General features: G+C 69.6%; 23 protein-coding genes, 1 tRNA gene and 1 riboswitch. Of the genes, 11 read left to right on the top strand and 13 right to left on the bottom strand.

Features of this window, described 5'->3' with window-relative positions; all coding sequences use genetic code 11:
- Positions 1–156: 156 nt before the first annotated feature.
- The 4 genes from E1181_RS21125 to E1181_RS21140 all read right to left on the bottom strand — a co-directional run bounded on the left by E1181_RS21125 (position 157) and on the right by E1181_RS21140 (position 4583).
- A complete protein-coding gene (locus E1181_RS21125) occupies positions 157–855 on the bottom strand; it encodes a class I SAM-dependent DNA methyltransferase (RefSeq protein ID WP_132677383.1) in 699 nt (232 codons plus the stop codon).
- A gap of 43 nt (positions 856–898) precedes the next feature.
- On the bottom strand, positions 899–2071 hold the full coding sequence (gene pobA / locus E1181_RS21130; RefSeq protein WP_132677384.1) for a 4-hydroxybenzoate 3-monooxygenase: 1173 nt from the start codon (positions 2069–2071) through the stop codon (positions 899–901).
- 170 nt (positions 2072–2241) lie between these two features.
- Positions 2242–2448, bottom strand: a complete 207-nt coding sequence (locus E1181_RS21135; RefSeq protein ID WP_132677385.1) for a YbdD/YjiX family protein — start codon at positions 2446–2448, stop codon at positions 2242–2244.
- Positions 2445–4583: a carbon starvation CstA family protein gene (locus E1181_RS21140; protein WP_165944703.1), complete on the bottom strand. Its 2139-nt coding sequence runs from the start codon at positions 4581–4583 to the stop codon at positions 2445–2447. The genes E1181_RS21135 and E1181_RS21140 overlap by 4 nt, the downstream gene beginning before the upstream one ends.
- A 433-nt stretch (positions 4584–5016) precedes the next feature.
- Between E1181_RS21140 and E1181_RS21145 the strand changes: the two genes are divergently transcribed.
- From E1181_RS21145 to E1181_RS21155, 3 genes are all read left to right on the top strand, one after another.
- The gene (locus E1181_RS21145) at positions 5017–5508 is read left to right on the top strand and encodes a SigE family RNA polymerase sigma factor (RefSeq protein WP_132677386.1); all 492 of its coding nucleotides are present in this window, start codon (positions 5017–5019) and stop codon (positions 5506–5508) included.
- Entirely contained in the window at positions 5505–6512 is a 1008-nt protein-coding gene (locus E1181_RS21150) for a TolB-like translocation protein (RefSeq protein WP_132677387.1), read from the top strand. The genes E1181_RS21145 and E1181_RS21150 overlap by 4 nt, the downstream gene beginning before the upstream one ends.
- A 133-nt stretch (positions 6513–6645) precedes the next feature.
- Complete coding sequence (locus tag E1181_RS21155; protein ID WP_235876929.1) at positions 6646–7248, top strand: hypothetical protein; 603 nt, start codon at positions 6646–6648, stop codon at positions 7246–7248.
- Positions 7249–7446: 198 nt separating this feature from the next.
- On the opposite strand, the gene E1181_RS21160 is transcribed toward E1181_RS21155, so the two are convergent.
- Positions 7447–8697: a hypothetical protein gene (locus E1181_RS21160; protein WP_132677389.1), complete on the bottom strand. Its 1251-nt coding sequence runs from the start codon at positions 8695–8697 to the stop codon at positions 7447–7449.
- A gap of 382 nt (positions 8698–9079) precedes the next feature.
- Here E1181_RS21160 and E1181_RS21165 point away from each other — a divergent pair, with 382 nt between their 5' ends.
- Complete coding sequence (locus E1181_RS21165) at positions 9080–9595, top strand: DUF3145 domain-containing protein (protein ID WP_132621199.1); 516 nt, start codon at positions 9080–9082, stop codon at positions 9593–9595.
- A gap of 60 nt (positions 9596–9655) precedes the next feature.
- Complete coding sequence (locus tag E1181_RS21170; protein ID WP_132677390.1) at positions 9656–10234, top strand: hypothetical protein; 579 nt, start codon at positions 9656–9658, stop codon at positions 10232–10234.
- Between the two features lie 177 nt (positions 10235–10411).
- Here the strand turns inward: E1181_RS21170 and E1181_RS21175 are convergent, their stop codons facing one another.
- From E1181_RS21175 to E1181_RS21195, 5 genes are all read right to left on the bottom strand, one after another.
- Positions 10412–11656 (bottom strand): beta-ketoacyl-[acyl-carrier-protein] synthase family protein, encoded by a 1245-nt coding sequence (locus E1181_RS21175; protein WP_132677391.1) that lies wholly within the window; start codon positions 11654–11656, stop codon positions 10412–10414.
- On the bottom strand, positions 11653–11892 hold the full coding sequence (locus E1181_RS21180) for an acyl carrier protein (RefSeq protein ID WP_132677392.1): 240 nt from the start codon (positions 11890–11892) through the stop codon (positions 11653–11655). Before E1181_RS21180 ends, E1181_RS21175 begins: the two co-directional genes overlap by 4 nt.
- Before the next feature lie 79 nt (positions 11893–11971).
- Positions 11972–12952, bottom strand: a complete 981-nt coding sequence (locus tag E1181_RS21185; RefSeq protein ID WP_132677393.1) for a beta-ketoacyl-ACP synthase III — start codon at positions 12950–12952, stop codon at positions 11972–11974.
- Positions 12949–13869 (bottom strand): ACP S-malonyltransferase, encoded by a 921-nt coding sequence (locus E1181_RS21190; RefSeq protein WP_132677394.1) that lies wholly within the window; start codon positions 13867–13869, stop codon positions 12949–12951. The genes E1181_RS21185 and E1181_RS21190 overlap by 4 nt, the downstream gene beginning before the upstream one ends.
- A gap of 193 nt (positions 13870–14062) precedes the next feature.
- Positions 14063–15277, bottom strand: a complete 1215-nt coding sequence (locus E1181_RS21195; RefSeq protein WP_207922242.1) for a PucR family transcriptional regulator — start codon at positions 15275–15277, stop codon at positions 14063–14065.
- 242 nt (positions 15278–15519) lie between these two features.
- Between E1181_RS21195 and E1181_RS21200 the strand changes: the two genes are divergently transcribed.
- A complete protein-coding gene (locus tag E1181_RS21200) occupies positions 15520–16281 on the top strand; it encodes a mechanosensitive ion channel family protein (protein ID WP_165944704.1) in 762 nt (253 codons plus the stop codon).
- Positions 16282–16406: 125 nt separating this feature from the next.
- Positions 16407–17270 (top strand): peptidoglycan recognition protein family protein, encoded by an 864-nt coding sequence (locus tag E1181_RS21205; protein WP_132677396.1) that lies wholly within the window; start codon positions 16407–16409, stop codon positions 17268–17270.
- A gap of 253 nt (positions 17271–17523) precedes the next feature.
- On the opposite strand, the gene E1181_RS21210 is transcribed toward E1181_RS21205, so the two are convergent.
- Positions 17524–17751 carry a DUF3263 domain-containing protein gene (locus E1181_RS21210; protein ID WP_093420858.1) on the bottom strand — a complete coding sequence of 76 codons (228 nt, stop codon included), beginning with the start codon at positions 17749–17751 and terminating at the stop codon, positions 17524–17526.
- Positions 17752–17913: 162 nt separating this feature from the next.
- Positions 17914–18041, top strand: a riboswitch (FMN riboswitch).
- A 98-nt stretch (positions 18042–18139) separates the two neighbouring features.
- Here E1181_RS21210 and E1181_RS21215 point away from each other — a divergent pair.
- Positions 18140–18787, top strand: a complete 648-nt coding sequence (locus E1181_RS21215) for a nicotinamide mononucleotide transporter family protein (RefSeq protein ID WP_132677397.1) — start codon at positions 18140–18142, stop codon at positions 18785–18787.
- Here E1181_RS21215 and E1181_RS21220 read toward each other — a convergent pair.
- Positions 18774–19817, bottom strand: coding sequence for an isocitrate/isopropylmalate dehydrogenase family protein (locus E1181_RS21220; RefSeq protein WP_235876926.1), 1044 nt, complete (start codon positions 19815–19817; stop codon positions 18774–18776). The genes E1181_RS21215 and E1181_RS21220 overlap by 14 nt on opposite strands.
- 258 nt (positions 19818–20075) lie before the next feature.
- Positions 20076–22850, bottom strand: a complete 2775-nt coding sequence (aceE, locus tag E1181_RS21225; RefSeq protein WP_132677398.1) for a pyruvate dehydrogenase (acetyl-transferring), homodimeric type — start codon at positions 22848–22850, stop codon at positions 20076–20078.
- A 302-nt stretch (positions 22851–23152) separates the two neighbouring features.
- On the opposite strand from aceE, the gene E1181_RS21230 reads away from it, so the two are divergent.
- The 3 genes from E1181_RS21230 to E1181_RS21240 all read left to right on the top strand — a co-directional run bounded on the left by E1181_RS21230 (position 23153) and on the right by E1181_RS21240 (position 24331).
- Positions 23153–23587, top strand: a complete 435-nt coding sequence (locus tag E1181_RS21230) for a DUF3052 domain-containing protein (protein ID WP_093420851.1) — start codon at positions 23153–23155, stop codon at positions 23585–23587.
- Between the two features lie 110 nt (positions 23588–23697).
- The gene (locus E1181_RS21235) at positions 23698–24162 is read left to right on the top strand and encodes a peroxiredoxin (RefSeq protein ID WP_132677399.1); all 465 of its coding nucleotides are present in this window, start codon (positions 23698–23700) and stop codon (positions 24160–24162) included.
- Between the two features lie 94 nt (positions 24163–24256).
- Positions 24257–24331, top strand: a tRNA-Val gene (locus E1181_RS21240).
- Positions 24332–24411: the final 80 nt, after the last annotated feature.

The raw sequence follows: 24411 nt of genomic DNA on the forward strand, positions 1-24411 counted from the left end.
TGCCCGTCTCGGTCAGCGGAGCGTTACGGTGACACACGAGGACCTCCTGGTGATCGGTGCAGATTGTGGTGATCCACACCGAACCCGGAGGTCCTCACTCATTCCAAGATCATCCGACCCCGTGTCACCCGTTCACAACCTCCCAAGGCACTACACCTAGGAGTCCTCGCGCCAGGTGTAGGCGGCTGAGAAGGGGTGGTTGCGGAAGCGCTCCCACTTGGGCTTGATCTTGAGCCAAGTGTCGTCGACGACGTTCTCGTGGAGCTCGGCCAGCCGCCAGCCCGCGCCGAGGCCTGCTGCGACGTGGTCGCTGATCAGGTGCACGTTGGTGGCGATCGCGACCGGTTCGCCTTCGGCGTTGGTGTAGTGGGTGGGCATGCCCGAGGTCATGATGAAGTGCGGGTGGAACGTGACCAGCACGAACGCCGCCCCGGGTGCGGCCAGCCGGTGCGCTTCCGCGTAGAGCGGACGCAGGTCCTCCAGGTGCTCGTCGATCAGCGAGCAGATCACCAGGTCGTAGGCGCCGCTGGGCAGTCCGGTGGCCGCGGCGTCGGCCTCCTCCAGGCGCTCGTGCGCGCCTCGGCGGCGCGCCAGGTCCAGCATCTCCGGGGTGACGTCCACACCGTCGATGTGCTCGACACCGTGCTCCCGCAGCCACTGCCCGGTGCGGCCGGTGCCGCAACCGAGGTCGGCGGCCCTGCTCACCGCCGACCACCTCGGCTCGACCAGGCGCTCCAGCAGCGCCAGGTCCATCACGTCCTCGACGGTGTTCTCGTAGTCGGCGACCCACTCGCCGTATCCCGTCCGGACATCGACCGTCCGGTATCCGCGCGCGTCAAACGTCTCGAAATCCACTCGCCGAATTGTTCCGCCCGGGCGGGGGGCGCGAAACCGATTTTCAGCGCAGCGGCATGCCGACGTAGTTCTCGGCCAGCGTCGTCGCCGCGGCCTTCGAGGAGCGCAGGTAGTCGAACTGGGAGCGCTGCAGGCGGCGCTCGAAGTCCTGGTCCGGCCCCTCGAAGCGGTGCGTCATCGACGTCATCCACCACGAGAAGTGCTGCACCCGCCACACCCGCTCCAGGCACTTCGCCGAGTACTCGTCCAGCCCGGCGTCGCTGCCCGTGCGGTAGTGGTCGACGAGCGCCTCCGCGAGCCGGTCCACGTCGGCCACCGCCAGGTTGAGGCCCTTCGCGCCGGTCGGCGGCACGATGTGCGCCGAATCGCCCGCGAGGAAGAGCCTGCCGTGACGCAGCGGCTCGGCCACGAAGCTGCGCATCGCGGTGACCGACCGGTCGATGATCGGCCCCTCCTGCAGCTTCCAGCCCGGAGCGGCCAGGCGCGCGTGCAGCTCGCCCCAGATGCGCGCGTCGGACCAGTTCGCCAGCGTCTCGTCCGGCTCGCACTGCAGGTAGAAGCGGCTGATGCTGGCAGAACGCATGCTGTGCAGCGCGAACCCGCTCTCGTGGTTGGCGTAGATCAGCTCGTCGGTGGAGGGTGCGACCTCGGCGAGGATGCCCAGCCAGCCGAACGGGTAGACGCGCTCGTAGACGCGGCGCACGTCCGGCGGGATGACGTCCCGGCACACGCCGTGGAAGCCGTCGCAGCCGGCGACGAAGTCCGCCTGCAGCACGTGCGCGCGGCCGTCGTGGGTGAAGGTCACGCTCGGGCTCTCGGTGGTCACGTCGTGCACCGCGACGTCGTCGACCTCGAACAGCACCTGGCCGCCGTCGGCCCGCCTCCGCTCGTTGAGGTCCTTGACGACCTCCTGCTGGCCGTAGACGGTGATCGCGCGACCGGTGAGCTCGGTGAACGGGATGTGCAGCCGCTCGTCGTCGAACTGCATGTGCACGCCCTCGTGCCGGTCGCCCTCGCGCAGCATCCGCTCGCCCACGCCGACCTCCCGCAGCAGGTCGACCGTGCCCTGCTCCAGCACGCCCGCCCGGACCCGCTGCTGGACGTACTCCTGGCTCCGCCGCTCCAGCACGACCGAGTCGATGCCCTGCAGGTGCAGCAGGTGGGACAGCAGCAGACCGGCGGGACCACCGCCGACGATCGCGACCTGGGTGCGCAAGGTGGGGCCTCACTTCTTCGGGGACCACGGACAAGCATCACTGTCCGATCCGCGACCGCCCCTGAGGATGCCTCGCTACCGCTGAGCGGAAACCCGCTGCCCAGGAATGTCCCCGCGAACGACGGAGGGCGGGAGTTCCCGGTGGAACTCCCGCCCTCGTGGTCTTCGGATCAGCAGCAGCGCGATCCGGGGTCGATCTCCTTGCGGTCGATGTGAGCTCGCCAGAACTCGCGCTCGGTCATCGGCTGCTCGGAGCCGTGGTGGGCGCGGTGGTGCTCCAGGTAGGTCTCGTAGGCCGTCTCGCCCACGACACCGCGCACGATCTGCCAGGCCGCGCGGACGGATCCGCGCAGCCTGGTCAGCGTCGTGCCGCTCAACTCCCGCCACTCCCGGAGGAGGCGAGCTCCTTCTGCTTCTGGCGTTCCTCGGCCGTGGGGATGAGGCCGGAGGGCGCCCACAGCTCCGACTTCACGTACTCGGCCTCGGTGCTGGGCAGCGGTTCGGTGGTGCGCAGCGCCTTGATCCAGACGCGGACCGCGTCCACCAGCACGATGATGATCAGCACCGCGAACAGCACGCTCAGCACGCCGTCCACAGTGGAGTTGACCACCACCTTCTGCATCTCCTCGACGGTGTCGGCCGTGCCCTTGCTGGTCTGCCCGGCGTCGAGCGCGGCCTGGTAGGACGCGCGCTGGGCGAAGAACCCGATCTTGGCGTCGGAGGAGAAGATCTTCTGCCAGCTCGCCGTCAGCGTCACCGCCGCGTCCCAGGCCAGCGGGATCAGCGTCACCCAGGCGTACTTGGCCTTGCCCGCCTTGATCAGCAGCGTCGTGGCCACCGCGAGCGCCACCGCCGCCAGCAGCTGGTTGGCGATGCCGAACAGCGGGAACAGCTGGTTGATGCCGCCCAGCGGGTCGTTCACGCCGGCCCACAGGAAGTAGCCCCACGCGCCGACGATGACCGCGCTGGCCAGCCAGTTGCCCGGCTTCCAGCTGACGTCGCCGAAGCGCTTCCAGACGTTGCCGACCGTGTCCTGCAGCATGAACCGGCCCACTCGGGTGCCGGCGTCCACAGTGGTCAGGATGAACAGCGCCTCGAACATCACCGCGAAGTGGTACCAGAACGCCTTCATCGCGTCCCCGCCCATGACCTGCGAGAACACCTCGGACAGGCCCAGCGCCAGGGTCGGTGCGCCGCCGCTGCGGCCCACCAGCGTCTCCTCCTCGACCGCCGCCGCGGCAGCCGACAGCTGCTCCGGGGTGACGTGGAAGCCGATGCCCGCCACTGCCTGCGACGCCGACTGCACGGTGTCGCCGAGCGCGCTGTCGGGCATGTTCATCGCGAAGTAGATGCCCGGGTCGATGATGCAGGCCGCTGCCAGCGCCATGATCGCCACGAAAGACTCGGTGAGCATGCCGCCGTAGCCGATGACCCGGATCTGCGATTCCTTCTCGATCATCTTCGGCGTGGTGCCCGAGGAGATCAGCGCGTGGAACCCGGACAGCGCACCGCAGGCGATCGTGATGAACACGAACGGGAACAGCGCACCGGAGAACACCGGGCCCTCGCCGTTGAGCGCGAAGTCGGTGACCGCCGCGGTCTTCATCCCCGGCATCGCGACCAGGATCGACACCGCCAGCAGCACGATCACGCCGACCTTCATGAAGGTGCTCAGGTAGTCGCGCGGAGCCAGCAGCATCCACACCGGCAGCACCGAGGCGACGAAGCCGTAGATGATCAGCGCGAAGGTCACCTCGTTGCCGGTGAGCGTGAAGAACTCCGCCATGCCGGACTCGGCGACCCAGCTGCCGCCCGCGATGCTCAGCAGCAGCAGCGCGATGCCGATCGCCGACACCTCGACGATCTTGCCGGGCCGCAGGTATCGCAGGTAGAAGCCCATGAACAGGGCGATCGGGATCGTCATGCCGATCGAGAACGCGCCCCACGGCGAACCCTTGAGCGCACCCACCACGACCAGCGCCAGCACGGCCAGCAGGATGATCATGATCGCGAGCACGGCGATCAGCGCCGCCACACCGCCCACCGGGCCGATCTCCTCGCGGGCCATCTGGCCGAGGCTGCGGCCGTTGCGGCGGGTGGAGAAGAACAGCACCACCATGTCCTGCACGGCACCGGCGAAGATGACGCCGATGATGATCCAGATCGTGCCGGGCAGGTAACCCATCTGCGCGGCCAGCACCGGACCCACCAGCGGGCCGGCGCCCGCGATCGCGGCGAAGTGGTGGCCGAACAGCACCCGCCGGTCGGTCGGGTGGAAGTCGGCTCCGTTGTTGAGCCGCTCGGCCGGGGTCGCCCGCTCGTCGTCGGTCTTGAGGACCCGGTTGGTGATGAACCGGGCGTAGAACCGGTACGCGATGGCATAGGACGCCAGGGCCGCGAAGACCAGCCAGGCGGCCGAGATCTCCTCACCGCGCACCAGCGCGATCACACCCCAGCTGACCGCGCCGACCAACGCGACCAGCACCCAGATGATGATTTCCTTGGGACTCATTCTGCGTTTCCGAGCCGATCCACCGCTCGGGGCCGTTGTCGTAGCCACCGTCTCGGACTCCAATCCTGCTGCGCGAGATGCGGTTGCACAGCAGTTCTAGAGCATCGGCTCGCGCGTCTGGAATGTCCAGCCCGTTGCGCGAGAGTAATCAGGATGTGAAGGGGTGGGCGGCCTGCTCGGGTGACGTCGGCCGGGCAACCGGCATGTCGGCTTCCGCTCCCGCGGCTCGATCTTGGTCCACTGGCGTGAAGTCGCCGGATGGACTGATCAACAGCGCGCCGCGTCGGTAGAGTCGCCGCCGTTGATCACAGCCGATTCGGTAACGACCGGATTCCGGCCACAACCCAGAAGGGGGTCCCGGGCGTCGTGCACAGATGTGACGGTGTCGATCGCAATGCCTGTGACCGTCCGGCCGGGTGACGGGTCGGCGGCAATGGACGAGCTGACGAACAAGCTGACCGACCTCTACCAGGAGCACTACGCGCAACTGCTGCGGATCGCGGTGCTGCTGGTGGACGACCGAGCCTCCGCCGAGGACATCGTGCAGGACGCCTACCTGCGGGTCTTCGACTCGCGGACCAGGCTGCGCGATCCCGACAAGGCGCTGGCCTTCCTGCGGCAGGCGGTGCTCAACCGGGCGAGATCGACGTTGCGCAGACGGCTGGTCGCCCGCAAGTACCTGCCGAAGCTGGCCGTGGCCGACAGCCACCCCGACGACACCGGGCGCGGACTCGACCGCGCCGTGCTCGCCCAGGCTCTCGCGCGCCTGCCGCGGCGGCAGCGGGAGGCCATCGTGCTGCGCTACTACGCCGACCTGAGCGAACTCCGCACCGCCGAGGTGATGGGATGCAGCCAGGGGTCGGTGAAGTCCTACTGCTCGCGCGGGGTGGCCAGGCTGTCGGAGTTGCTGGGGGAGCGGGTGTGAACGAACTCGATCGCGACACCGAGCTGGTGCGCGCCCGGATGCACCGGGCCGTCGCCGATGTCGAACCGGCGCCGGATTCGTTGCCACGACTGCTCGCCGCCGCCCGGCGCAGGCGCGCGCCGCACCGCAGACCGACGTTCCTGGTGGTCGCCGCAGCCGCCGTGGCGGCCGTCTTCCTCGGCGTGGCACTGGGTTTCCAGGCGCCGGACCCGCAGCCGGTGAGCGTGCGGCCGGGCAACTACGTCGCCGCCGTGGGAGCCGGGGCGATCGCGTCGTTTGACGTGGCGTCCGGGCGCAGGCAGGGCGAGGTCGCCCAGGTGTCCGGTGGCGAGGTGACCGATCTGGCGGAGGACCAGGGCCGGGTGTTCGCGCTCGTGTCCACACCGGACGGTCATCGGGTCGTGGAGGTGGCCACCGGCGGCGCCCAGCGGGACCTCGCCGGCGCCGGGGACGCTCGTGCGCTGACCGCCGCGGGCGGCCGGGTCGCCTACGCCGACGGCGACCGGATCGTGCTGTGGATCGGCGGCGACCGCCGGGACCTCCCGACCCCCGGGCTGCGCGTGCTCGACCTCGCGCTGTCCGGCGACGGACGGCTGGCGCTGCTCGCCGAACGCGGCGGACCGGCCGAACTCCTCATCACCGACCCGGATCCGACCACCGTCGACGCGAGTCGCGCGGCCCCGACGGGCCCGTGCGGGCCGCTGGCCATCGCCGGATCCGGCTCGGACATCGCCGCCCTCGAACCCGCCGACTGCACTGCTCCGGGCCGTGCCCGGATCGCCACCTACGCCGCCGACACCGGCCGGAAGCTGGCCGCGGGCGTGCCGTTCGCGACCCCGCCGCTCGACCCGGCGCACCTCGGCCTCTCCGCCGACCCCCAGGGCCGGGTCCTGGTCTCCGTCCCGGGCCGGGCCCAGTGGTTGGTCGACGGCACCGACGTCCTGCAGATCCCGTTGCCCTGCGCGGCATCCGGGCCCTGCACCGCTCTTCCCGCGACTTTCTGACCGACGCGTCATCCCTGTGCTTCACCCAAGCGGGCGAGACATCGGCGATGTGCTGGTCCGGGAGGAGGGGGTGACTCATCCTCGGAAGATCGGCCGAGAGGTTGGGGTGGTTGTGCGGGGATTGCGGCGGTTGGTGCTCGTGGCTCTGGACCGGCCTCGGTGGCAGCAGTTCGTGGCGTGCTGCGTGTCGCTGTGGGCGTTGGCGTGGATCGTCGGGCAGTTCATCGCACCCGCGCACGGACCGAGCGCGCTGGGCGTGCTCGGAGAGCTCGCCGCGCGCGTCGGTGTGACCGGCGGCGGTTGGGCGGAGCGCGTCGCCGAGACCTGGCAGCACAGCGGCGGCGGACTCGCGATCTTCGGCGGACTGCTGTGGGCGGCCACCACCGAGCGTGGGCAGCTCCCGGCCCTGCTCGGCTGGGTCGCGGTGATGCTGGGCGCCGAGCGGCTCGGTTACCGGCCCGCGATGCTGGTCGCGGTGGCGAGCATGGTCGGGTTCGTGGTGCTGCTGTGGATCACCGCGCAGATCTCCCGCCGCTTCCTGGACCGCACCACCTTGTTCCCGAACGACGTCGTGCGAGCAGGAGTCACGGCCGCCGCGCTGTCGGCGGTGGTGCCGCTGTTCGCGCCCACGTTGTTCCTGGCCAGGCTCGGAAACCCCTACCTCACCAAGGGGCCGCGCCCGATTCCCGCGCAGCGGCGCGAAGAAGCGCCCGTCCACGACCGGGAGCGCTCCTAGGGAGTGTTTATGAATTGCTTTGCTTGGCGGTGCGGGTAGCGGAACCTGATCGGCTCCGTGGACTCCGTGCGCCGCTCCTGATGTATGCCAATACACGGCGTCCCGGCGTACTCGCCACGAAGCCGATCAGAACCCGCGGCGGTGCCGGCTGAGTCCCACACCTGAAACAGCGGCTTGCGCCGCATTCTTAAACAGCACCTAGACGTCGAGCCGCAGACCTCGTTCGGCCATCGCGCGCAGTTCGAGGTCGTCGGGGTTGGAGGGCTGTTGCGACCACACGGCCTGCACGACCCGGACCTGACTTCCGCTCTGCTGCACCGACTGCGCCGCGTCGCCGAAGTCCCGCGGTGCCCCGGGCCAGCTCCGGCCCTGCGCGACGAGGTCGCTGATGCCGCCCGTTCCCGCCGACTCCAGCAGCGTCCGCAGCTCGGTCGCCGACTTCGGGTCCGCCAGGTCCACGGCCGCGATCGACACCGCCACCGACGAGGTGCCCAGGTGCGCCTCGAAGACGCCGCGCCGCAGGCTCCGGCACGACTGCTGCTGGAACCAGCGCTGCACGTCGCCGTAGGCGTTCGGTCCGCAGGCCTTGCCCTGGTCGATCGCGTGCTGCGTGAACTCCACGCCGTCGACCCGTTGCACCGCCAGTTCGGGCGGGCTCGCCGAGGGCGATCCCAGCGTCATGACCCCGAGCAGCGCGCACACCACGGCCACCGCCGCCACGGCGGCGATCAGCTTGCCGCGCGGGAACGTCCGGGCCTTCGCGGCCTCGCGCTCGCGCTCGCGGTCGGAGGGCCGGTCCTCGGAGTACTTCGGGATGAGCATCGTGTCGATGCTGGAGAGGTCGACCTCCGGCGAGGCCGGAAAACCCTCCTCGACCAGGGTTTCTCCGGTCGCTTCAGCTCCCAGCACCCGGAGCAGCCCCAGCGCGGGCACCGCGCCGCACGGGCTCTCGTAGGTCGCCAGCTCCCGCGCCGCGGACAGGACGGAGGTCGTGTTCGGCGAGACCACCCGGACGCCGCGGTGCAGGTCGGTCGTCGGCTGCATGACCTGCCCGACGTAGGGCCCGACCGCGACGACCGCCGCCACCGGCAGCGGTTCGAGCCCGCGGGTCTGCAGGCTGCGGGCCAGCGCGGCAGCCGATTCCAGCCCTTCCTGCGCCGGGTTGACCTTGCCCTCGGTGCGCACCAGCGGCCAGCCGTCCACCGTCCACGGCGTGCCGACGGGGGCGTCGAGCTTCAGGGCCGGTTCCGGCAGGTCCACACCCAGCACCACGATCACCCCGCGCGGCAGCACGATCACCGCGTCCAGCGGGCGAGGGCTGCCCGGAGGGCGGCAGCCGAACACGGTGACACCGCCGAGCACCGAACGGCCGGCGCCCCACGCGGCGATGGCCGCCCGGATGTCGGCGCCGACCTCGGTCGGTTCCGCTCCGAGCCGCACCAGGTGCATCAGGCCTCCTCGAGAGTTCCGGTGTGCCGGGTCCTTTCGGACCGACCCGAAAGACGGTAGCGGGGGCCGCCAGGTCACGTCCCTCGGATTGCGCATTAACCCGTTCGAGTGGTAATTGCCACTCCTCCGCCGAGGAGGCGTTGGTGCGTCCGAGGGACGTCGATCGTCCGGTGCGGCGCTGGGATCAGCGATTTCAGTGAATCACCGTCACCGGGGGCCGACTGGTCTCGGCTGGTACCGGGCTTCGTCGCAGATGGACGGTTGACGATCTCGCGGTGGCGGAGATCTCCACCGGCGATGCAGAATGGCGTCGCAGCTGGTGATCGTCGGGTTCGCGAGGTCGTAGGGGAAGACGTCCCTCGTCGAATAGCGGAGGTCAGCAGTGAGCACCCGTGGCAGCGACAGTGGCCTCACCTGCGGTGTGGTCTACATCCACTCGTCGCCGTCTGCGGTCTGCCCGCACGTCGAGTGGGCGATTTCCGGCGCACTCGGCACTCGGACGGAACTCCGCTGGACGGCGCAACCGGCAGCCCCAGGACAACTCCGCGCGGAGTGCACCTGGACGGGCGAGCCGGGTACTGGAGCACGCCTGGTGACCGCGCTGCGCGCGTGGCCCATGTTGCGCTTCGAGATCACCGAGGACCCCAGCCATGGGGTCGACGGGCAGCGGTTCTGCCACGCGCCCGGACTCGGCCTGTGGCGTGCCTGCACCAGCGCCAATGGTGACATCGTCGTGAGCGAAGATCAACTCCGCACGCTCGCGGCGAATGCCAAGGGCCCGGAGGCCTTCTCGCACCGAGTCGGGCAGCTGCTCGGCGCGGAGTGGGACGACGCCCTGGAACCGTTCCGCCGCGCGGGCGACGGCGCACCGGTCACGGTCCTGCACCGCGTCGGCTGATTTCCGGCAGATCGCGGGGAAGCTCTCACCCGGCTGATCGGGTTGTGCGAAGCTGAGCAGGTGCGTTCTTGGCTGAAATGGGGGATTCCGCTCGCCGTCGTCGTGCTGCTCGCGGCGGGCGGCGGTGGGGTCCTGCTGGCCCAGCAGGTCTACTACGGCGAGCGCGAGTCGTCTCCGGACGTGGAGTCCGCACCGTCGGGCGTCGCCGCGCAGCAGAAGGTGTCGCGCTCCGGCGTCGAGTACTCGCCTGACGCCGCCGCGTACCCGGACCAGCGGATCATCGAGGGACTGCTGGACAACTACTTCGACGGCATCAACCGCAGGAACTACGAGCTGTGGAAGTCCACGGTCCCGCCCAGCAAGTGGCGAGAGCTGCCCCTGAGCAAGTTCCACGACGACTACGGCACCACCACGGACTTCGACATCAAGGTGCACCGCATCGATCCCGGCCAGGACCGCTCCGCGCTGGTCATGCTGAGCTTCAAGAGCAACCAGGACATCGCTGACGCGCCGCCGCAGGCCAAGGCGAGCTGCGTGCAGTGGGACGTCGTCTACCCGGTCGTCGTCGACGAGGACGGCAACGCCGTCCTCGACATCAGCAAGCTGCCCAACAGCGCCATCGTCGTCCCCTGCGGGTGACGCAGGCGCCGACGCGCCGGCACGAGGGGAGTTCTGGTCACGGGATCTGCGGGCCTTGCGCATCGCGACGCCGTCGCGCGGAGACCTGCGATGCGCGGTTCCGGGCGGTCTTCACCGGAGCGGGAGGAAGCGGGCCGTGGCGGGGACGGGAATGTCACCCGTCCCCGCGGACCGCGATCATGCCTTGGCGAAGGCCAGCGCGACGTTGTGCCCGCCGAAGCCGAAGGCGTTGTTGATGGCGGCGGTCTGCTCGACGTGGCGCGGCTTGTCGGCCACCACGTCCAGCTCCACCTTCGGGTCGAGGTTCTCGAGGTTCTGCGTCGCCGGGATGACGCCGTGGTGCAGCGAGAGGATCGTGACGATGCTCTCCACCGCACCGGCCCCGCCGACCAGGTGCCCGAGCGAACCCTTCGGCGCGGTCACCACCGCACCGTCCCCGATGGCCTTGCGCACCGAGTTCGCCTCGCCCACGTCGCCGACCACCGTGGAGGTGGCGTGCGCGTTGACGTGCCCGATGTCGGAGGGCTGCATGTCAGCTGCGGCCAGCGCCTTGCGCATCGCCGCGACCTGTCCCAGACCGTCCGGGTGGCTACCGGTGATGTGGTACGCGTCGGAGGTGATGCCGGATCCGGCCAACCGGCCGTAGATCCGGGCACCGCGCGCCTTGGCGTGCTCGGCGCTCTCCAGGATCACCACACCGGCACCTTCGCCCATGACGAACCCGTCGCGGTCCACGTCGAACGGGCGGGAGGCGCGCTCCGGCTCGTCGTTGCGGGTGCTGAGGGTCCGGGCCTGGGCGAAACCGGCGATGGTGATCGGGTGGATGCAGGACTCCGCACCACCGGCCACCACCACGTCGGCGTGGCCGTACCGGATCATCTCCGCGGCCTTGGCCAGTCCCTCGGCGCCGGACGCGCACGCCGAAGCCGGGGAGTGGACGCCGGCGCGGGCGCGCAGCTCCAGGCTGACCATGGCGGCCGGGCCGTTGGGCATCAGCATCGGCACGGTCAGCGGCGAGACCTTGCGCAGGCCACCCGCTTCCAGCTGGTCGTCCTGCTGGAGCAGGGTCAGCGGGCCGCCGATGCCGGTGCCCAGCGCCACGCCGAGCCGATCGGGGTCGACCGGTTCGGACTCGTCCGTGGGCATCTCGAAGCCGGCATCCGCCCACGCCTCGCGGGCCGCGATGACCGCGATGGCTTCGCAGCGGTCCATCCGGCGGAGCTGCACGCGGGGCAGCACCTCGCTCGGATCGACCGCCAGCGGGGCTCCGATCTTGGCGGGCAGCTCGTAGGTGTCGAGCCATTCGGCCTCCATGCGGCGGATGCCGCTGGCGCCGTTGAGCAACCCGTCCCAAGTGGACGCGACGTCACCGCCCAGCGGTGTCGTCGCGCCCAGCCCGGTGATGACGACTTCGGTGGTCATGCGTTCTTGGCGATGTAGTCCACCGCATCACCGACGGTCTTGAGGTTGGCCAGCTCGTCGTCCGGGATCTTGACGCCGAACTTGTCCTCGGCCTGCACGGCGATCTCCACCATGGACAGCGAGTCGATGTCCAGGTCGTCGACGAAGGACTTGTCGATGGTCACGTCGGCCGCGTCGACACCCGCGACCTCCTCGACGATGGTGGCGAGACCCTTGGTGAATTCTTCGTTCGACACTGGTTCTTCCTTCCTGGTTCTTACGTTCCTACCGCCGGGTTGCGTCACCCGCGGTGGCTTTTCCGGTTGTGGCGCGATATCAGGGGCAGATGGCGACCTGGGCGGCGTAGGACAGCCCGGCACCGAAGCCCACGAGGAGCATCACGGCGCCGCTGGGGATCTCCCCGGCAGCCCGCATGTGATCGATGGCGAGCGGGATCGACGCCGACGACGTGTTGCCGGAGTAGACGATGTCACGCGCGACGACGAGGTCATCGCGGGCACCCTTGCTCTGCAACTTCTTCCCGATGGCCTCGACGATGCGCAGGTTCGCCTGGTGCGGCACCAGCACGTCGATGTCGGAGAGCTGCAACCCGGCCGCCTCGACGGCCTCGATGGCCACCGGCGCGATCTGCGTGGTCGCCCACCGGAAGACCGACTGGCCCTCCTGGTGGATGTACTTGTTCTCGCGCAGGTAGATGGTGTCGACCAGGTCGCCGGCGCTGCCGAGCACACCCGGGCCGAGCTGCGGCTCGTCGGACGCGCCGACCACGGTCGCACCGGCACCGTCGGCGAAGATGATGAGGTTGGAGCGGTCCGTCCAGTCCATCCACTCCTGGAAGCGCTCGGAACCGATCACCAGCACGTTGCGGGCGGAACCGGCGCGCACCGCGTCGGAGGCGGTGTTGAGGGCGTAGACGAAACCGGCGCAGGCGGCGTTGAGGTCGTAGGCGCTCTTGGCCTTGATGCCGATCTGGTCGGCGACCTGGGCCGCGGCGTTGGGGATCCCGCCCGGCATCGTGCAGGTGGCCACGATGACCTGGTCCACATCGGACGGCGTCAGGCCCGCGTCGGCGATCGCCTTGGCGCCGGACTCGACGGCCATGTTGACCACCGTCTGGTGCTCGTCGCCCATGCGGCGGTGGATGATGCCCACCCGCTGGCGGATCCACTCGTCGTTGGTGTCCACCAGCTTGGCCAGGTCGTCGTTGGTGACGATCCGGTTGCCCTGGGTGCTGCCGAAGCCCAGCAGCTTGGTTCCCGCGACGGCGGGCTTCGATGCGATGTGGGGCAGGCTCACGCGGCGCTCCCGAGCTGGTCGGCGACCTTGTCGAGGTCGGCAGGGGTCTTGAGGGCGATGGTCTGGACGCCCTTGAGCGCGCGACGCACCATGCCGGTCAGCGCACCGGCCGGCGGGAACTCCACGACGGCGTCCACACCGCGCTCGCCGAGCGCGGTCATGCAGCTGTCCCAGCGCACCGGACTGGTCACCTGGTTGACCAGGCGGTTCAGGATGTCGTCGGCGGAGGAGACCACCGAGCCGTCCGCGTTGGACAGCAGCGGCAGCACCGCGTCGGTGGCTTCGACGCTCTCGGCGTGCTTGGCCAGGGTTTCGCGGGCGGACACCATGAAGCGGGTGTGGAACGCGCCGGCGACCGGCAGCGGGCGGACCCGAGCGCCTTCCGGCGGCTCGGCGGCCAGCTGCTCCAGCGCACCGGTCTTGCCCGCGGCGACGATCTGACCACCGCCGTTGCGGTTGGCCGGGTCCAGGCCGAGGCGCTCCAGCGTCTCCAGCACGATCTGCTCGTCACCGCCGAGCACCGCGGCCATGCCGGTCGGCTCCAGCGCGCAGGCGGCGGCCATCTCCCGGCCGCGCACCGCTGCCAGCGCCACGGCGTCGTCCGCGCTGAGCGCTCCTGCGACGGCCGCTGCGGCGAGCTCGCCGACAGAGTGGCCGGCGACCGGCGTGTCGGCGGGCACCTCGAAGCGGCGGCGCAGTTCTTCGGCTGCGATCAGCGCCAGCGCCACGACCAGCGGCTGGGTGACCGAGGTGTCCTTGATCTCGTCGGCCTCCGCGGTGGTGCCGAGTCTGATCAGGTCCAGGCCGGTGAGCTCCGACCAGCGTCCGAGGCGGTCCTCGACGCCGTCGAGCTCCAACCACGGGTTGAACATCCCTGGGGCCTGAGACCCCTGTCCGGGGGCGAGAAGCGCGATCACTCTTGCTACTGAACACCCGGTGGCGGGATCGGGGTGATGCCGACGAGGACTAAGTCCTGCGCGCAAAGTTGTGGAGTGTCTACAAGCACCACCTGGGGCGGTCGTCCTTAACTGGGGAATCGTTGTTGGGCGTGTCCGGTCGGTGACAGCCTGGTGAACCCCGCACCACCGAATTCGCCCTGTGTTCGCGGACTCACCACAGCCCTCGGGCCTTGGCGAGCCGGCCGACCGCGAGCCCGACCCGCAGCACGTGGGCGTCGCGGGCGTTGGACGGCGTGCGCCCGGTCAGCTCGGCGACGCGGCGGAGTCGATATCGGACGGTGTTGGGGTGGACGTAGAGCTGGCGGGCGCAGTTCTCCAGCACGCCGCCGACCTCCAGGTAGGTGTCGACGGTCTCCATCAGCGCGCCGCCCGCGTCGACCAGCGGAAGCACGATGCGCTCGACCAGCTGGCGCTCGGCTTCGGGGTCACCGGCCAGCGCGCGCTCGGGCAGCAGGTCAACGGAGGGAACCGGTCGGGGCGCGGTCGGCCAGGCCACCACCGATCGCAGGGCCGACATCGCGTCGGAGGCGGAGCGGTGCGCGTCGGCCAGGCTCGGCATGCTCGGGCCCGCCACCACAGGGCCCTCGCCGAACGCCTCGGTCAGCCCGTGGGCGATCTGCTCGTTGTCGCGACCGTCGCCGGTGCCGCCGAAGACGACCACGAGCCGCGTCCCCTGCACGCCCAGCAGGACCGGGCAGCCGACCCGGGCGGCCCGGCTGCGCACCTGGTAGACGACGGTCGGCGGGTCGTCGGAGGGGGCGTTGCCGACGAGCACGGTGGCCTCGGAAGCGGGGTCCCAGCCCAGCGCGGCGGCCCGGGACAGCAGTGACTCCTCGGCGTCGCCGCGCACGATGCCGTCGACGACCAGAGCTTCGAGCCGCGCGTCCCACGCGCCGCGCGCCTCGGCCGCGGCGGCGTAGGAGGTGGCGGCGGCGAAGGCGATCTCGCGGGTGTAGCGCAGGATCGCCTCCAGCAGCACGAACCGCTCGTGCTCCTTCTCGGCGAGCTCCGGCAGCTGCTGCTCGAAGACGTCGATGGCGACGCGGACCAGTTCCAGCGTCTGGCGGAGGCTGACCCAGCGGGAGAGGTCGCGGGGCGCGTTGCGGAACGCCTCGGCGGTCAGCCGGATGGACTGGCTGGGGTCCTGCATCCAGGAGACGAAGTTGGAGACCCCGGTCTGGGTCACCAGCTGAACGCTCGCCCGCTGGTCGGCCGGAAGCCGCTGGAACCAGGGGAGTCGTTGCTCCATCGCGGTGATGCTGGCGCCGGCGAGCCCGCCGGAAGCGCGCTCGAGCCGGTGCAGCGTCGCCGCACACACTTGATCTTGTGTACCGGTGTCCCGCTCACCAGCGTCTTCGGTACTCATGCCGACAGAATCGCATGTCCGAGATCAGCGCGTTCGCGGGGAGCGCGCGGAAGCGAGCAGCCTCACCCGGCTGGAATTCGTATTCATGGCGTAATTGAATTGGTCAAACAATTCATTCGAAAGAGCGACAAAGTCGTCCGAACGTGGAGCCTGTCGGAGTTGCCGCGGAGTTGATGTTCGAGAACGATTTCCGAGACGCGAATTCGCCAATGATTTTCCGGTTTCACCGAGGAGCAAGGACTATGGGAGCTCTCCAGCAAGGATTGTCCGCGGCGTGGTCCGCGGTCGCCACGTTCGTGCCGAAACTCGTCGTCTTCCTGATCATCCTGCTGGTCGGCTGGCTCATCGCCAAGGCCGTCTCCAAGGCTGTTCAGATGGCGTTCACCAAGCTGGGATTCAACAAACTCCTGGCGAAGTCCGGCTTGAACGACATGACGTCGGGTTCGGGAATCGACATCGGCGGAATCCTCGTCAAGCTGATCTACTACTTCATCCTGCTGATCTTCCTGCAGCTGGCGCTGAGCGCGTTCGGCCCGAACGCGGTGAAGGACCTCATCGACCAGGTCGTGCTGTTCCTGCCGCGGATCGTCGTCGCCGTCGTCCTGGTCCTGGTGGCCGGTGCGATCGGTCGCGCGGTCGGTGACCTGATCACCAGCTCGCTGGGCAACCGCTCGTTCGGCCCGATGCTCGGCAAGATCGCCTTCGGCTTCATCCTGGCGCTGGGCATCATCTCGGCGCTCAACCAGATCGGGATCGCGGTCACCGTGACCACCCCGGTGCTGGTCGCCGTGCTGGCCGCGGCCGCGGGCGTGGTCATCGTCGGTGTCGGCGGTGGCCTCATCCAGCCGATGCAGCACCGCTGGAGCCGGTGGCTGGACAACGCCGAGTCGCAGTTCGGCGGCAAGGGCAACGTCGCCGGGGACCAGCCCACGCAGCAGATGCCCGCTCCGGGGCAGCCCGGCCAGCCCGGGCCAGGGCAGCAGGGGCACAGCGGAACCCTCTGACGCGAGGCCGAGAGATCGGGGCCCACCCATCGGGTGGGTCCCGATTTTTCACGCTCTTGGCCGTTCCGGGCGGGTGCGGGGAACCGACACCATGGTGCGCGGGATCTCGTTGGGGGTGATCACCGATGGCACTACCTCTCGTGTGGCTCGCCGACGTGCTGCGCGCGGCCGGCCTGGCCGTCGTGGAGACGTCCGGGTGGAAGGAGCGCACGGCCTCGGGTGTGCAGCCGACCGCCGCGGTCGGCGTTCTCGAGCACCACACGGCGACTCCGGCCTCGTACGAGAACCCGGCTCCGAGCGTGCAGCTGTGCATCGACGGGCGCAGCGATCTCAAGGGGCCGCTGTGCCACGCGGTGATCGGTTTCGACGGCGTGGTCCACGTGATCGCCGCGGGCCGCGCCAACCACGCGGGCGAGGCCAAGGCCTCCGGGCCGAACCCGGCCGGCGACGGCAACACCCTCTACGTCGGGTTCGAGTGGGACTACCAGGGCGTCGAGCAGGGGCCGAGCCCCGAGCAGCACGGCGCGGCGATCACCGCCACCGCCGCGGTGCTGCGTCACCTCGGCCGGCCGTTGGAGGCGGCGCGCGGCCACAAGGAGACCAGCGTCACCGGCAAGATCGACCCCGGCCACGTCGACATGGACCGCTTTCGCGCTGACCTCGTGACCAAGGACCAGGAGGACGAGATGACCCCGGAACAGGACGCGATGCTGCGGCGCTTGGAGCACGAACTGCTGGGACCGCGCGGTCCTCAGGGGCAGATCCAGGGGTGGCAGACCGCGGTCGGTCCGCGCACGATCGTCGCGATGCTGGTGGACCTGGTCAACAGCATGGCCGCGAACAACCAGCCGGCCGCGCCGCAGGGAGCCGTCCAGGGTCCGGAGGCGATCAAGGCGGCCTTCGAAGCGATGCCGGCCGATCAAGCCGCGCCGCTGCTCGCCGAACTGGTCCGCATCCAGCAGCAACGCCAACCGGCGCCGGGGGCTTGAGGGCGGCGTGGTCGCTGTTCCAGCCGCGAGCGCGATGATTCCGCGGCAGCCCTAGGTGCTGTTTAAGAATGCGGCGCAAGCCGCTGTTTCAGGTGTGGGACTCAGCCGGCACCGCCGCGGGTTCTGATCGGCTTCGTGGCGAGTACGCCGGGACGCCGTGTATTGGCATACATCAGGAGCGGCGCACGGAGTCCACGGAGCCGATCAGGTTCCGCTACCCGCACCGCCAAGCAAAGCAATTCATAAACACTCCCTAGACCGCGCGGCGCCGTTGGGCGCGTTGGTCGCGCCGGTTGAGGAGGCGCTTCACCAGTGCGGGCTGCTGGGCTAAGGCTTCGGGCTCGTCCAGCAGGCGGTTGAGGCGCTGGTAGTAGCGGTTCGGGGAGAACCCGAAGCGTTCCTGGATGACCCGTTCCTTGTTGCCCTGGTACTGCCAGTGCTCCAGCTCGAAGGCGAGGATGGCGCGGTCGGTGTCGTTCATCCGGCGTTACCCCCTCGTTCAGCTTCGGACGATCAAGTCTAGGTGATCGGGGTACGGGTGTTCGATCGGCCATCAGTGGTGTCGGCTCGTTGTGATCCGACCCACGTCTGGATCGCGGAACAGATCGACCGGCGCAGGATGTTGGCCAGTGCAGTACGAACTCGTGCGCTCCGGGGTCGGTGAAACTCCGAACCGGCGGTGAAAGTCCGCGAACCGGCACCTCGTGGGGGCCGGCCGATCCGGTGGAATTCCGGAACCGACGGTCAAAGTCCGGATGAGAGGCGCGCACGGGCCACCGCGGAGCGCGAATCCCGGCGGTTCACGCCGTGTTTCGCCGGTTCCGCGGTCGCCCGCGCACACCCCGGCGCACCCGGCGGGAGGAGCGGGCGTGCAAGCGGTGGCGGAATGGCTGCTCGGCAACGGGATCACCGTGCTGGGCCAGAAGATCTCCTGGGCCGAACTCGTGGGGCAGCTCTGCGCGCTCGCAGTGGTCTTCCTCGCGCAGCGGCGCTGGGTGGCGACGTGGCCGGTGCAGGTGTCGGCGACCGTGCTGCTGTTCGCGGTCTACGCCTCCGCCCACCTCGGCGGTCTGGCGGTCCGCCAGGTGGTGATCCTGCTGATCTCCGTCTACGGCTGGTGGGCCTGGAACCGCCGCAGCGACCCGGTCTACGGCGTGGCGATCCGCAAGGCCACCGGTGTCGAGCGGCTGGTGCTCGTCGGCGTTCTGGCCCTCGGCACCTCGGCGTTCGCGCTGCTGCTGAGCGCGCTGGACGCCTCGTGGGCGCCCTGGCCGGACGCCTGGATCTTCATCGGCACCGGCGTCGCGTTCTGGGCGCAGGGCCGGGGCCTGGTCGAGTTCTGGCTGGTCTGGCTCGCCGTGGACGCGGTCGGAGTGCCGCTGCAGATCGCCTCCGGCCTCTACTTCAGCGCTGCCATCTACCTGGTCTTCGCAGCCCTGGTCATCCACGGCTGGTGGTCCTGGACCCGCACGGCCCGAGCCCAGCGCGAACTGGCCACCCCGGTCACAAGCGGCTGAGGACTGCTGCGGTCACGCCCTTGGTGCCGCAGGTGGGGGTGCCGTTGGGGTTGAGGCGGACGGAGCCGTCGGCGTAGGCGGCTTCGACGGCGCCGGTGATGCGCTTCGCCGTGCCGATGGCGCCCACGTGGTCGAGCAGCATCGCCGCGGTCAGCAGCTGCGACGTCGGGTTCGCCTCGTCCTGCCCGGCGATCGACGGGGCGCTGCCGTGCACGGGTTCGAAGTAGGCGGTGCGCTCGCCGATGTTGCCCGACGGGCACGTGCCGAGCCCGCCCGCGGTCGCCGCGCCGAGGTCGCTGAGCATGTCGCCGACGAAGTTCTCGGTCACCAGCACGTCGAAGTGGCCGGGATCGGCGACGAGGTCGTGCGCGGCGGCGTCGGTGTAGCGGTGATCGGCTTCGACGTCGGGGTACTCGGCGGCGATCTCGTCGAAGATGTCCCGGAAGAACGCGAAGCTGCGCAGCACGTTGCTCTTGTCCACGCAGGTCACCCGGCGAACTCCGTCGCCCGGGGCGCCGTTGCGGGTGCGCGCGGTCTCGAAGGCGAACCGCACGATCCGCTCGACGCCGACCCGCGTCATCAGCAGCTGGTCGCTGGCCGCCCGCTCGTTGCGCACTCCGGAGCCGCGCGAGAGGTACAGGCCCTCGGTGTTCTCCCTCACGATCACGTAGTCGATCGGGCTCGCCGAGTCCCGGATCCCGGGCAGCAGCCGGACCGGGCGCACGTTGGCGTAGGTGTCGAGCCCGTTGCGCAGCACTCCGCCGAGCACACCGGCTTCGGTCCCGTCGGGCTTGCGAACCTCCGGCAGTCCGACCGGGCCCTTGAGCACGGCGTCGTACTCGTCCCGGAACCGCTCCAGGGCCCCGGCCACCAGCGGTTCTCCGGTTTCGAGGTAGGTCGCGGCCCCACCGGGCTCCTCGCCGAACTCGACGGCCAGCCCGTCCATCGACGCGGCGGCGGTCAGCACCTCCCGGGCGCTGCCCATCAGCTCGGGCCCGATCCCATCGCCATCGATGCACGCGATTCGCACCGCCCCACTCCACCACACGACGCCCCGGCGGACCTCCCCCTGAAACCGGCTTCACAACCCGACCCCGACGCACCGCACCTCGCCCGCGCGGAGTCCCGGATTCCAGTGGAAGTCGGAACCCCGATTTCAGTGGAAATCCGATCCCCGATTTCCACTGAAATCCGAGACCTCCAGGCCCCCGGCACGACGAAGGCCCCGGTGACCTCCGCGTTTCGAGCGGGGCCTCCGGGGCCTTCGGGGATTGGCCGGGGGCCGGGGTCAGGCGTCTCCGGGGTCCGACGTCTGCGGGCCTGCGGCTTGGACGTCGTCGATGCGGTACTTGCGGGCGGCCTCGACCACCGTGGCCTTGTCGACCTGGCCCGTCCGGGCCAGCGCGGCCAGGGTCGCGACCACCGTGGACTCGGCGTCGACGAGGAACACCCGACGCGCCGCGGGACGGGTGTCGGAGAAGCCGAAGCCGTCCGCGCCGAGGCTGACCATCTCGCCCGGCACCCACGGGCGGATCAGGTCCGGCACAGCACGCATCCAGTCGCTGACCGCCACCACGGGCCCCTCGGCCTGCGACAGCGCCCGCGTCACGTACGGGACCTGCGGTTCGGCACCGGGGTTGAGCAGGTTGTGCCGGTCGACCTGCTCGGCCTCCCGGCGCAGCAGCGCCCACGACGTCGCCGACCACACGTCGGCCCGCACGCCCCAGTCCTCGGCCAGCAGCCGGGCGGCCTTGAGGACCTCCGGCAGCAGCACCCCCGACCCCATCAGCTGGGCGCGCGGCCCGGACCCCGAAGGGGCCTGCTGATACCGGTAGAGCCCGCGCAACAACCCGTCCACGTCCAGCTCGGACGGTTCGGCGGGCTGCTGGTAGGGCTCGTTGTAGACGGTCAGGTAGTAGAAGACGTTCTCGGCGTTCTCGCCGAACATCCGCCGCAGACCGTCCTTGACGATGTGCGCCACCTCGAACGCCCACGCCGGGTCGTAGGCCACCACCGCCGGGTTCGTCGCGGCGATGAGCTGCGAGTGCCCGTCGGCGTGCTGCAGGCCCTCACCGGTCAGCGTCGTGCGGCCCGCCGTGGCGCCGAGCACGAACCCGCGCGCCATCTGGTCGGCAGCCGCCCAGAACCCGTCACCGGTGCGCTGGAAGCCGAACATCGAGTAGAAGATGTAGACCGGGATCATCGGCTCGCCGTGCGTGGCGTAGCTGGTGCCCGCGGCGGTGAACGAGGCGGTGGAACCGGCCTCGTTGATGCCCTCGTGCATGATCTGCCCGGTCTCGCTCTCCCGGTAGGCCAGCATCAGCTGGTAGTCCACCGGTGTGTAGAGCTGGCCCTGCGGGTTGTAGATCTTCTGCGACGGGAACATCGAGTCCATGCCGAAGGTCCGCGCCTCGTCGGGGATGATCGGCACGATCCGAGCCCCGATCTCGGCGTCCTTGGCCAGGTCCTTGAGCAGCCGGACGAACGCCATCGTGGTGGCGACCTCCTGCTTGCCGGAGCCCTTGCGGATCACCTCGTAGACCTTGTCGCCGGGCAGCACCAGCGGCTTGGACTTGGCCCGGCGCTCCGGCAGGTACCCGCCCAGCTGACGGCGGCGGTCCTGCAGGTACTGGATCTCCGGCGAGTCCTGGCCGGGGTGGTAGTACGGCGGCTCGTAGGGGTCGAGCTGCTCGTCGGAGATCGGGATCCGCAGGCTGTCGCGGAACAGCTTGAGGTCGTCCAGCGTCAGCTTCTTCATCTGGTGCGTGGCGTTGCGGCCCTCGAAGTGCGGTCCGAGGCCGTAGCCCTTGATCGTCTTGGCCAGGATGACCGTCGGCTGCCCGTGGTGCTCGGTCGCCGCCTTGTAGGCCGCGTAGACCTTGCGGTAGTCGTGGCCGCCGCGCCGCAGACCCCAGATCTCGTCGTCGGTCAGGTGCTTGACCATCTCCTTGGTGCGCGGGTCGCGTCCGAAGAAGTGCTCGCGCACGAAGGCGCCGTCGTTGGCCTTGTAGGTCTGGTAGTCGCCGTCGGGGGTGGTGTTCATCAGGTTGACCAGCGCCCCGTCGCGGTCGGCGTGCAGCAGCGAGTCCCACTCGCGGCCCCACACGACCTTGATGACGTTCCAGCCCGCGCCGCGGAAGAACGCCTCCAGCTCCTGGATGATCTTGCCGTTGCCGCGCACCGGTCCGTCGAGCTGCTGCAGGTTGCAGTTGACCACGAAGGTCAGGTTGTCCAGGCCTTCGTTGGCGGCCACGTGCAGCAGGCCGCGCGACTCGGGCTCGTTCATCTCGCCGTCGCCGAGGAACGCCCACACCCGCTGCTGCGAGGTGTCGGAGATGCCCCGGTCGTGCAGGTAGCGGTTGAACCGGGCCTGGAAGATCGCGTTCATCGGGCCCAGGCCCATCGACACGGTCGGGAACTCCCAGAAGTCCGGCATCAGCCGCGGGTGCGGGTAGGACGGCAGGCCGCCGCCGGCGCCGGCGTGCGAGTGCTCCTGGCGGAACCCGTCGAGCTGGTGCTCGGTGAGCCTGCCCTCCAGGAACGCGCGCGCGTAGATGCCGGGGGAGGCGTGGCCCTGGATGTAGAGGTGGTCGCCGCCTCCGGGGTGGTCCTTGCCCCGGAAGAACCAGTTGAAGCCCACCTCGTAGAGGCTCGCCGAGGAGGCGAAGGACGAGATGTGCCCGCCGACTCCGATGCCGGGCCGTTGCGCGCGGTGCACCATCATCGCGGCGTTCCAGCGCATCAGCGCCCGGTAGCGGCGTTCGGTCTCCTCGTCACCGGGGAACCACGGTTCCTGCTCGGTGGGGATGGTGTTGACGTAGTCCGTGCTGGTCAGCGACGGGACGCCGACGCCGGTCTCGCGGGCGCGCTGGAGCAGCCGCAGCATCAGGTAGCGGGCGCGCTGCTGCCCGTTGGCCGACAGCACCGAATCGAAGGACTGCAACCACTCGTCGGTCTCCTGCGGATCGATGTCGGGCAGGTGGGAGGCGAGGCCCTCCCGGATCACCCGGACCCGCTGGGCGGGGACCGCGTCGTTGGTGGCGTCGTTGTTGAGCGCGGACAAGGGAACTCCTCGACTACGTCGGGATTCGTGGCAGGGTTCTGGGGGTCGGACGTGACGTCCGACACCGCTATCGTCCCTCATGTTCGGGCCTGATGGGCGCATCCGACACCCACGACGATGCACCGCAGGCTGTTGGTGCGAGCCTTGCCGGTCTAGAGTCGAACCTCAACGCGTTGCTACGGCGTGTCGTGCGCCTAGCAGTTGCGCCGGTGGCGGTCCGCAGTGTTCGCTATCGGCCAGGTTTGAAAGTCGTGTGGGGCCAGATGGTCACCGCACCGGTGCATTGGAGGAGTGAGCAAACCGTGGTCGCCGCGGGAGACGCCGGTAAAGGCGAAGCCGACGTCGCCGAGAGGCTCGACATCGAGCCGGAGATGGTTGTCCAGGAAATCGGCTGGGACGAGGACGTCGACGACGACGTCCGGGCCTCGATCGAGGAGCGTTGCGGGAGCGATCTCCTCGACGAAGATGCCGACGAAGTGGTCGATGTCGTGTTGCTGTGGTGGCGCGAAGACGATGGCGACCTCACGGACACGCTTCTCGATGTGATGACGCCCCTGTCCGACGACGGGGTCATCTGGGTGATGACCCCCAAGACCGGCCGCGACGGATACGTCGAACCGGCCGACATCGCCGAGGCCGCCTCTACGGCGAACCTGGCACAGACCGCGAACGCAAGCGTCAGCGAAGGCTGGATGGGAACCCGGCTGGCATACCGCCGGGCCAAGGCCCGTCGCTGAGGTAGTTCGTGTTTCGAAACGTGGGCACCGATGTCGCCATCGGTGCCCACTTTCGCTGCGAAGTGTAGGTTCGGCCGGGACAAGGTCACGTCGAACAGGAGGGTGCTCTCATGGCTGTTGAGGTCGGTGCGCAGGCGCCGGACTTCACGTTGCCCGACTACAACAAGGAAAAGGTCTCGCTGGCCGATTTCCGGGGCAAGAAGAACGTCCTGCTGGTCTTCTACCCGTTCGCCTTCAGCGGCGTGTGCGAGGGCGAGCTCTGCCAGGTCCGCGATGACCTGAGCGACTTCCAGAACGACCAGGTTCAGGTCATCGGCGTCTCGGTGGACACGCCGTTCTCGCTGAAGGCGTGGGCCGAGCAGCAGGGCTACACCTTCCCGCTGCTGTCGGACTTCTGGCCGCACGGCGAGATCGCCAAGGCCTACGGCGTGTTCAACGACGCCGCCGGTATGGCCAACCGCGGCACGTTCCTCATCGACACCGAGGGCAAGGTCCGCTTCGCCGAGGTCAACCAGCCCGGCGAGGCCCGCGACCAGAACGTCTGGAAGAAGGCCGTGGCGGAACTGACCGCCTGACCTGCTCGCGGACGGGTCGACCGGTCACAGGGCCGGCCGCGGCACCCCGGTAGTGTTACCGAGGTGTCCGACCGGCTCAGCCGTTCGACCACCAGGGCGCATAGCTCAGCGGAAGAGCACCTGCCTTACAAGCAGGGGGTCGTTGGTTCGAACCCAACTGCGCCCACCACCTGTGACCTGGTGTTTTGTTGCGCTTCCGATCTTTTTTCGATCGCGCATGACACGGTCAATGACACATTCGCCCTTAGT

It is taken from the genome of Saccharopolyspora terrae (assembly GCF_004348435.1).
GTDB lineage: Bacteria > Actinomycetota > Actinomycetes > Mycobacteriales > Pseudonocardiaceae > Saccharopolyspora > Saccharopolyspora endophytica.

What these genes read in the sequence shown, in the direction of transcription:
- E1181_RS21175 (WP_132677391.1), bottom strand. Translation starts at nt 11,656, where the DNA reads ATGACCACCGAAGTCGTCATCACCGGGCTGGGCGCGACGACACCGCTG.
- E1181_RS21205 (WP_132677396.1), top strand. Translation starts at nt 16,407, where the DNA reads ATGGCACTACCTCTCGTGTGGCTCGCCGACGTGCTGCGCGCGGCCGGC.
- E1181_RS21195 (WP_207922242.1), bottom strand. Translation starts at nt 15,277, where the DNA reads ATGAGTACCGAAGACGCTGGTGAGCGGGACACCGGTACACAAGATCAA.
- E1181_RS21210 (WP_093420858.1), bottom strand. Translation starts at nt 17,751, where the DNA reads ATGAACGACACCGACCGCGCCATCCTCGCCTTCGAGCTGGAGCACTGG.
- E1181_RS21140 (WP_165944703.1), bottom strand. Translation starts at nt 4,583, where the DNA reads ATGAGTCCCAAGGAAATCATCATCTGGGTGCTGGTCGCGTTGGTCGGC.
- E1181_RS21235 (WP_132677399.1), top strand. Translation starts at nt 23,698, where the DNA reads ATGGCTGTTGAGGTCGGTGCGCAGGCGCCGGACTTCACGTTGCCCGAC.
- E1181_RS21145 (WP_132677386.1), top strand. Translation starts at nt 5,017, where the DNA reads ATGGACGAGCTGACGAACAAGCTGACCGACCTCTACCAGGAGCACTAC.
- E1181_RS21160 (WP_132677389.1), bottom strand. Translation starts at nt 8,697, where the DNA reads ATGCACCTGGTGCGGCTCGGAGCGGAACCGACCGAGGTCGGCGCCGAC.
- E1181_RS21200 (WP_165944704.1), top strand. Translation starts at nt 15,520, where the DNA reads ATGGGAGCTCTCCAGCAAGGATTGTCCGCGGCGTGGTCCGCGGTCGCC.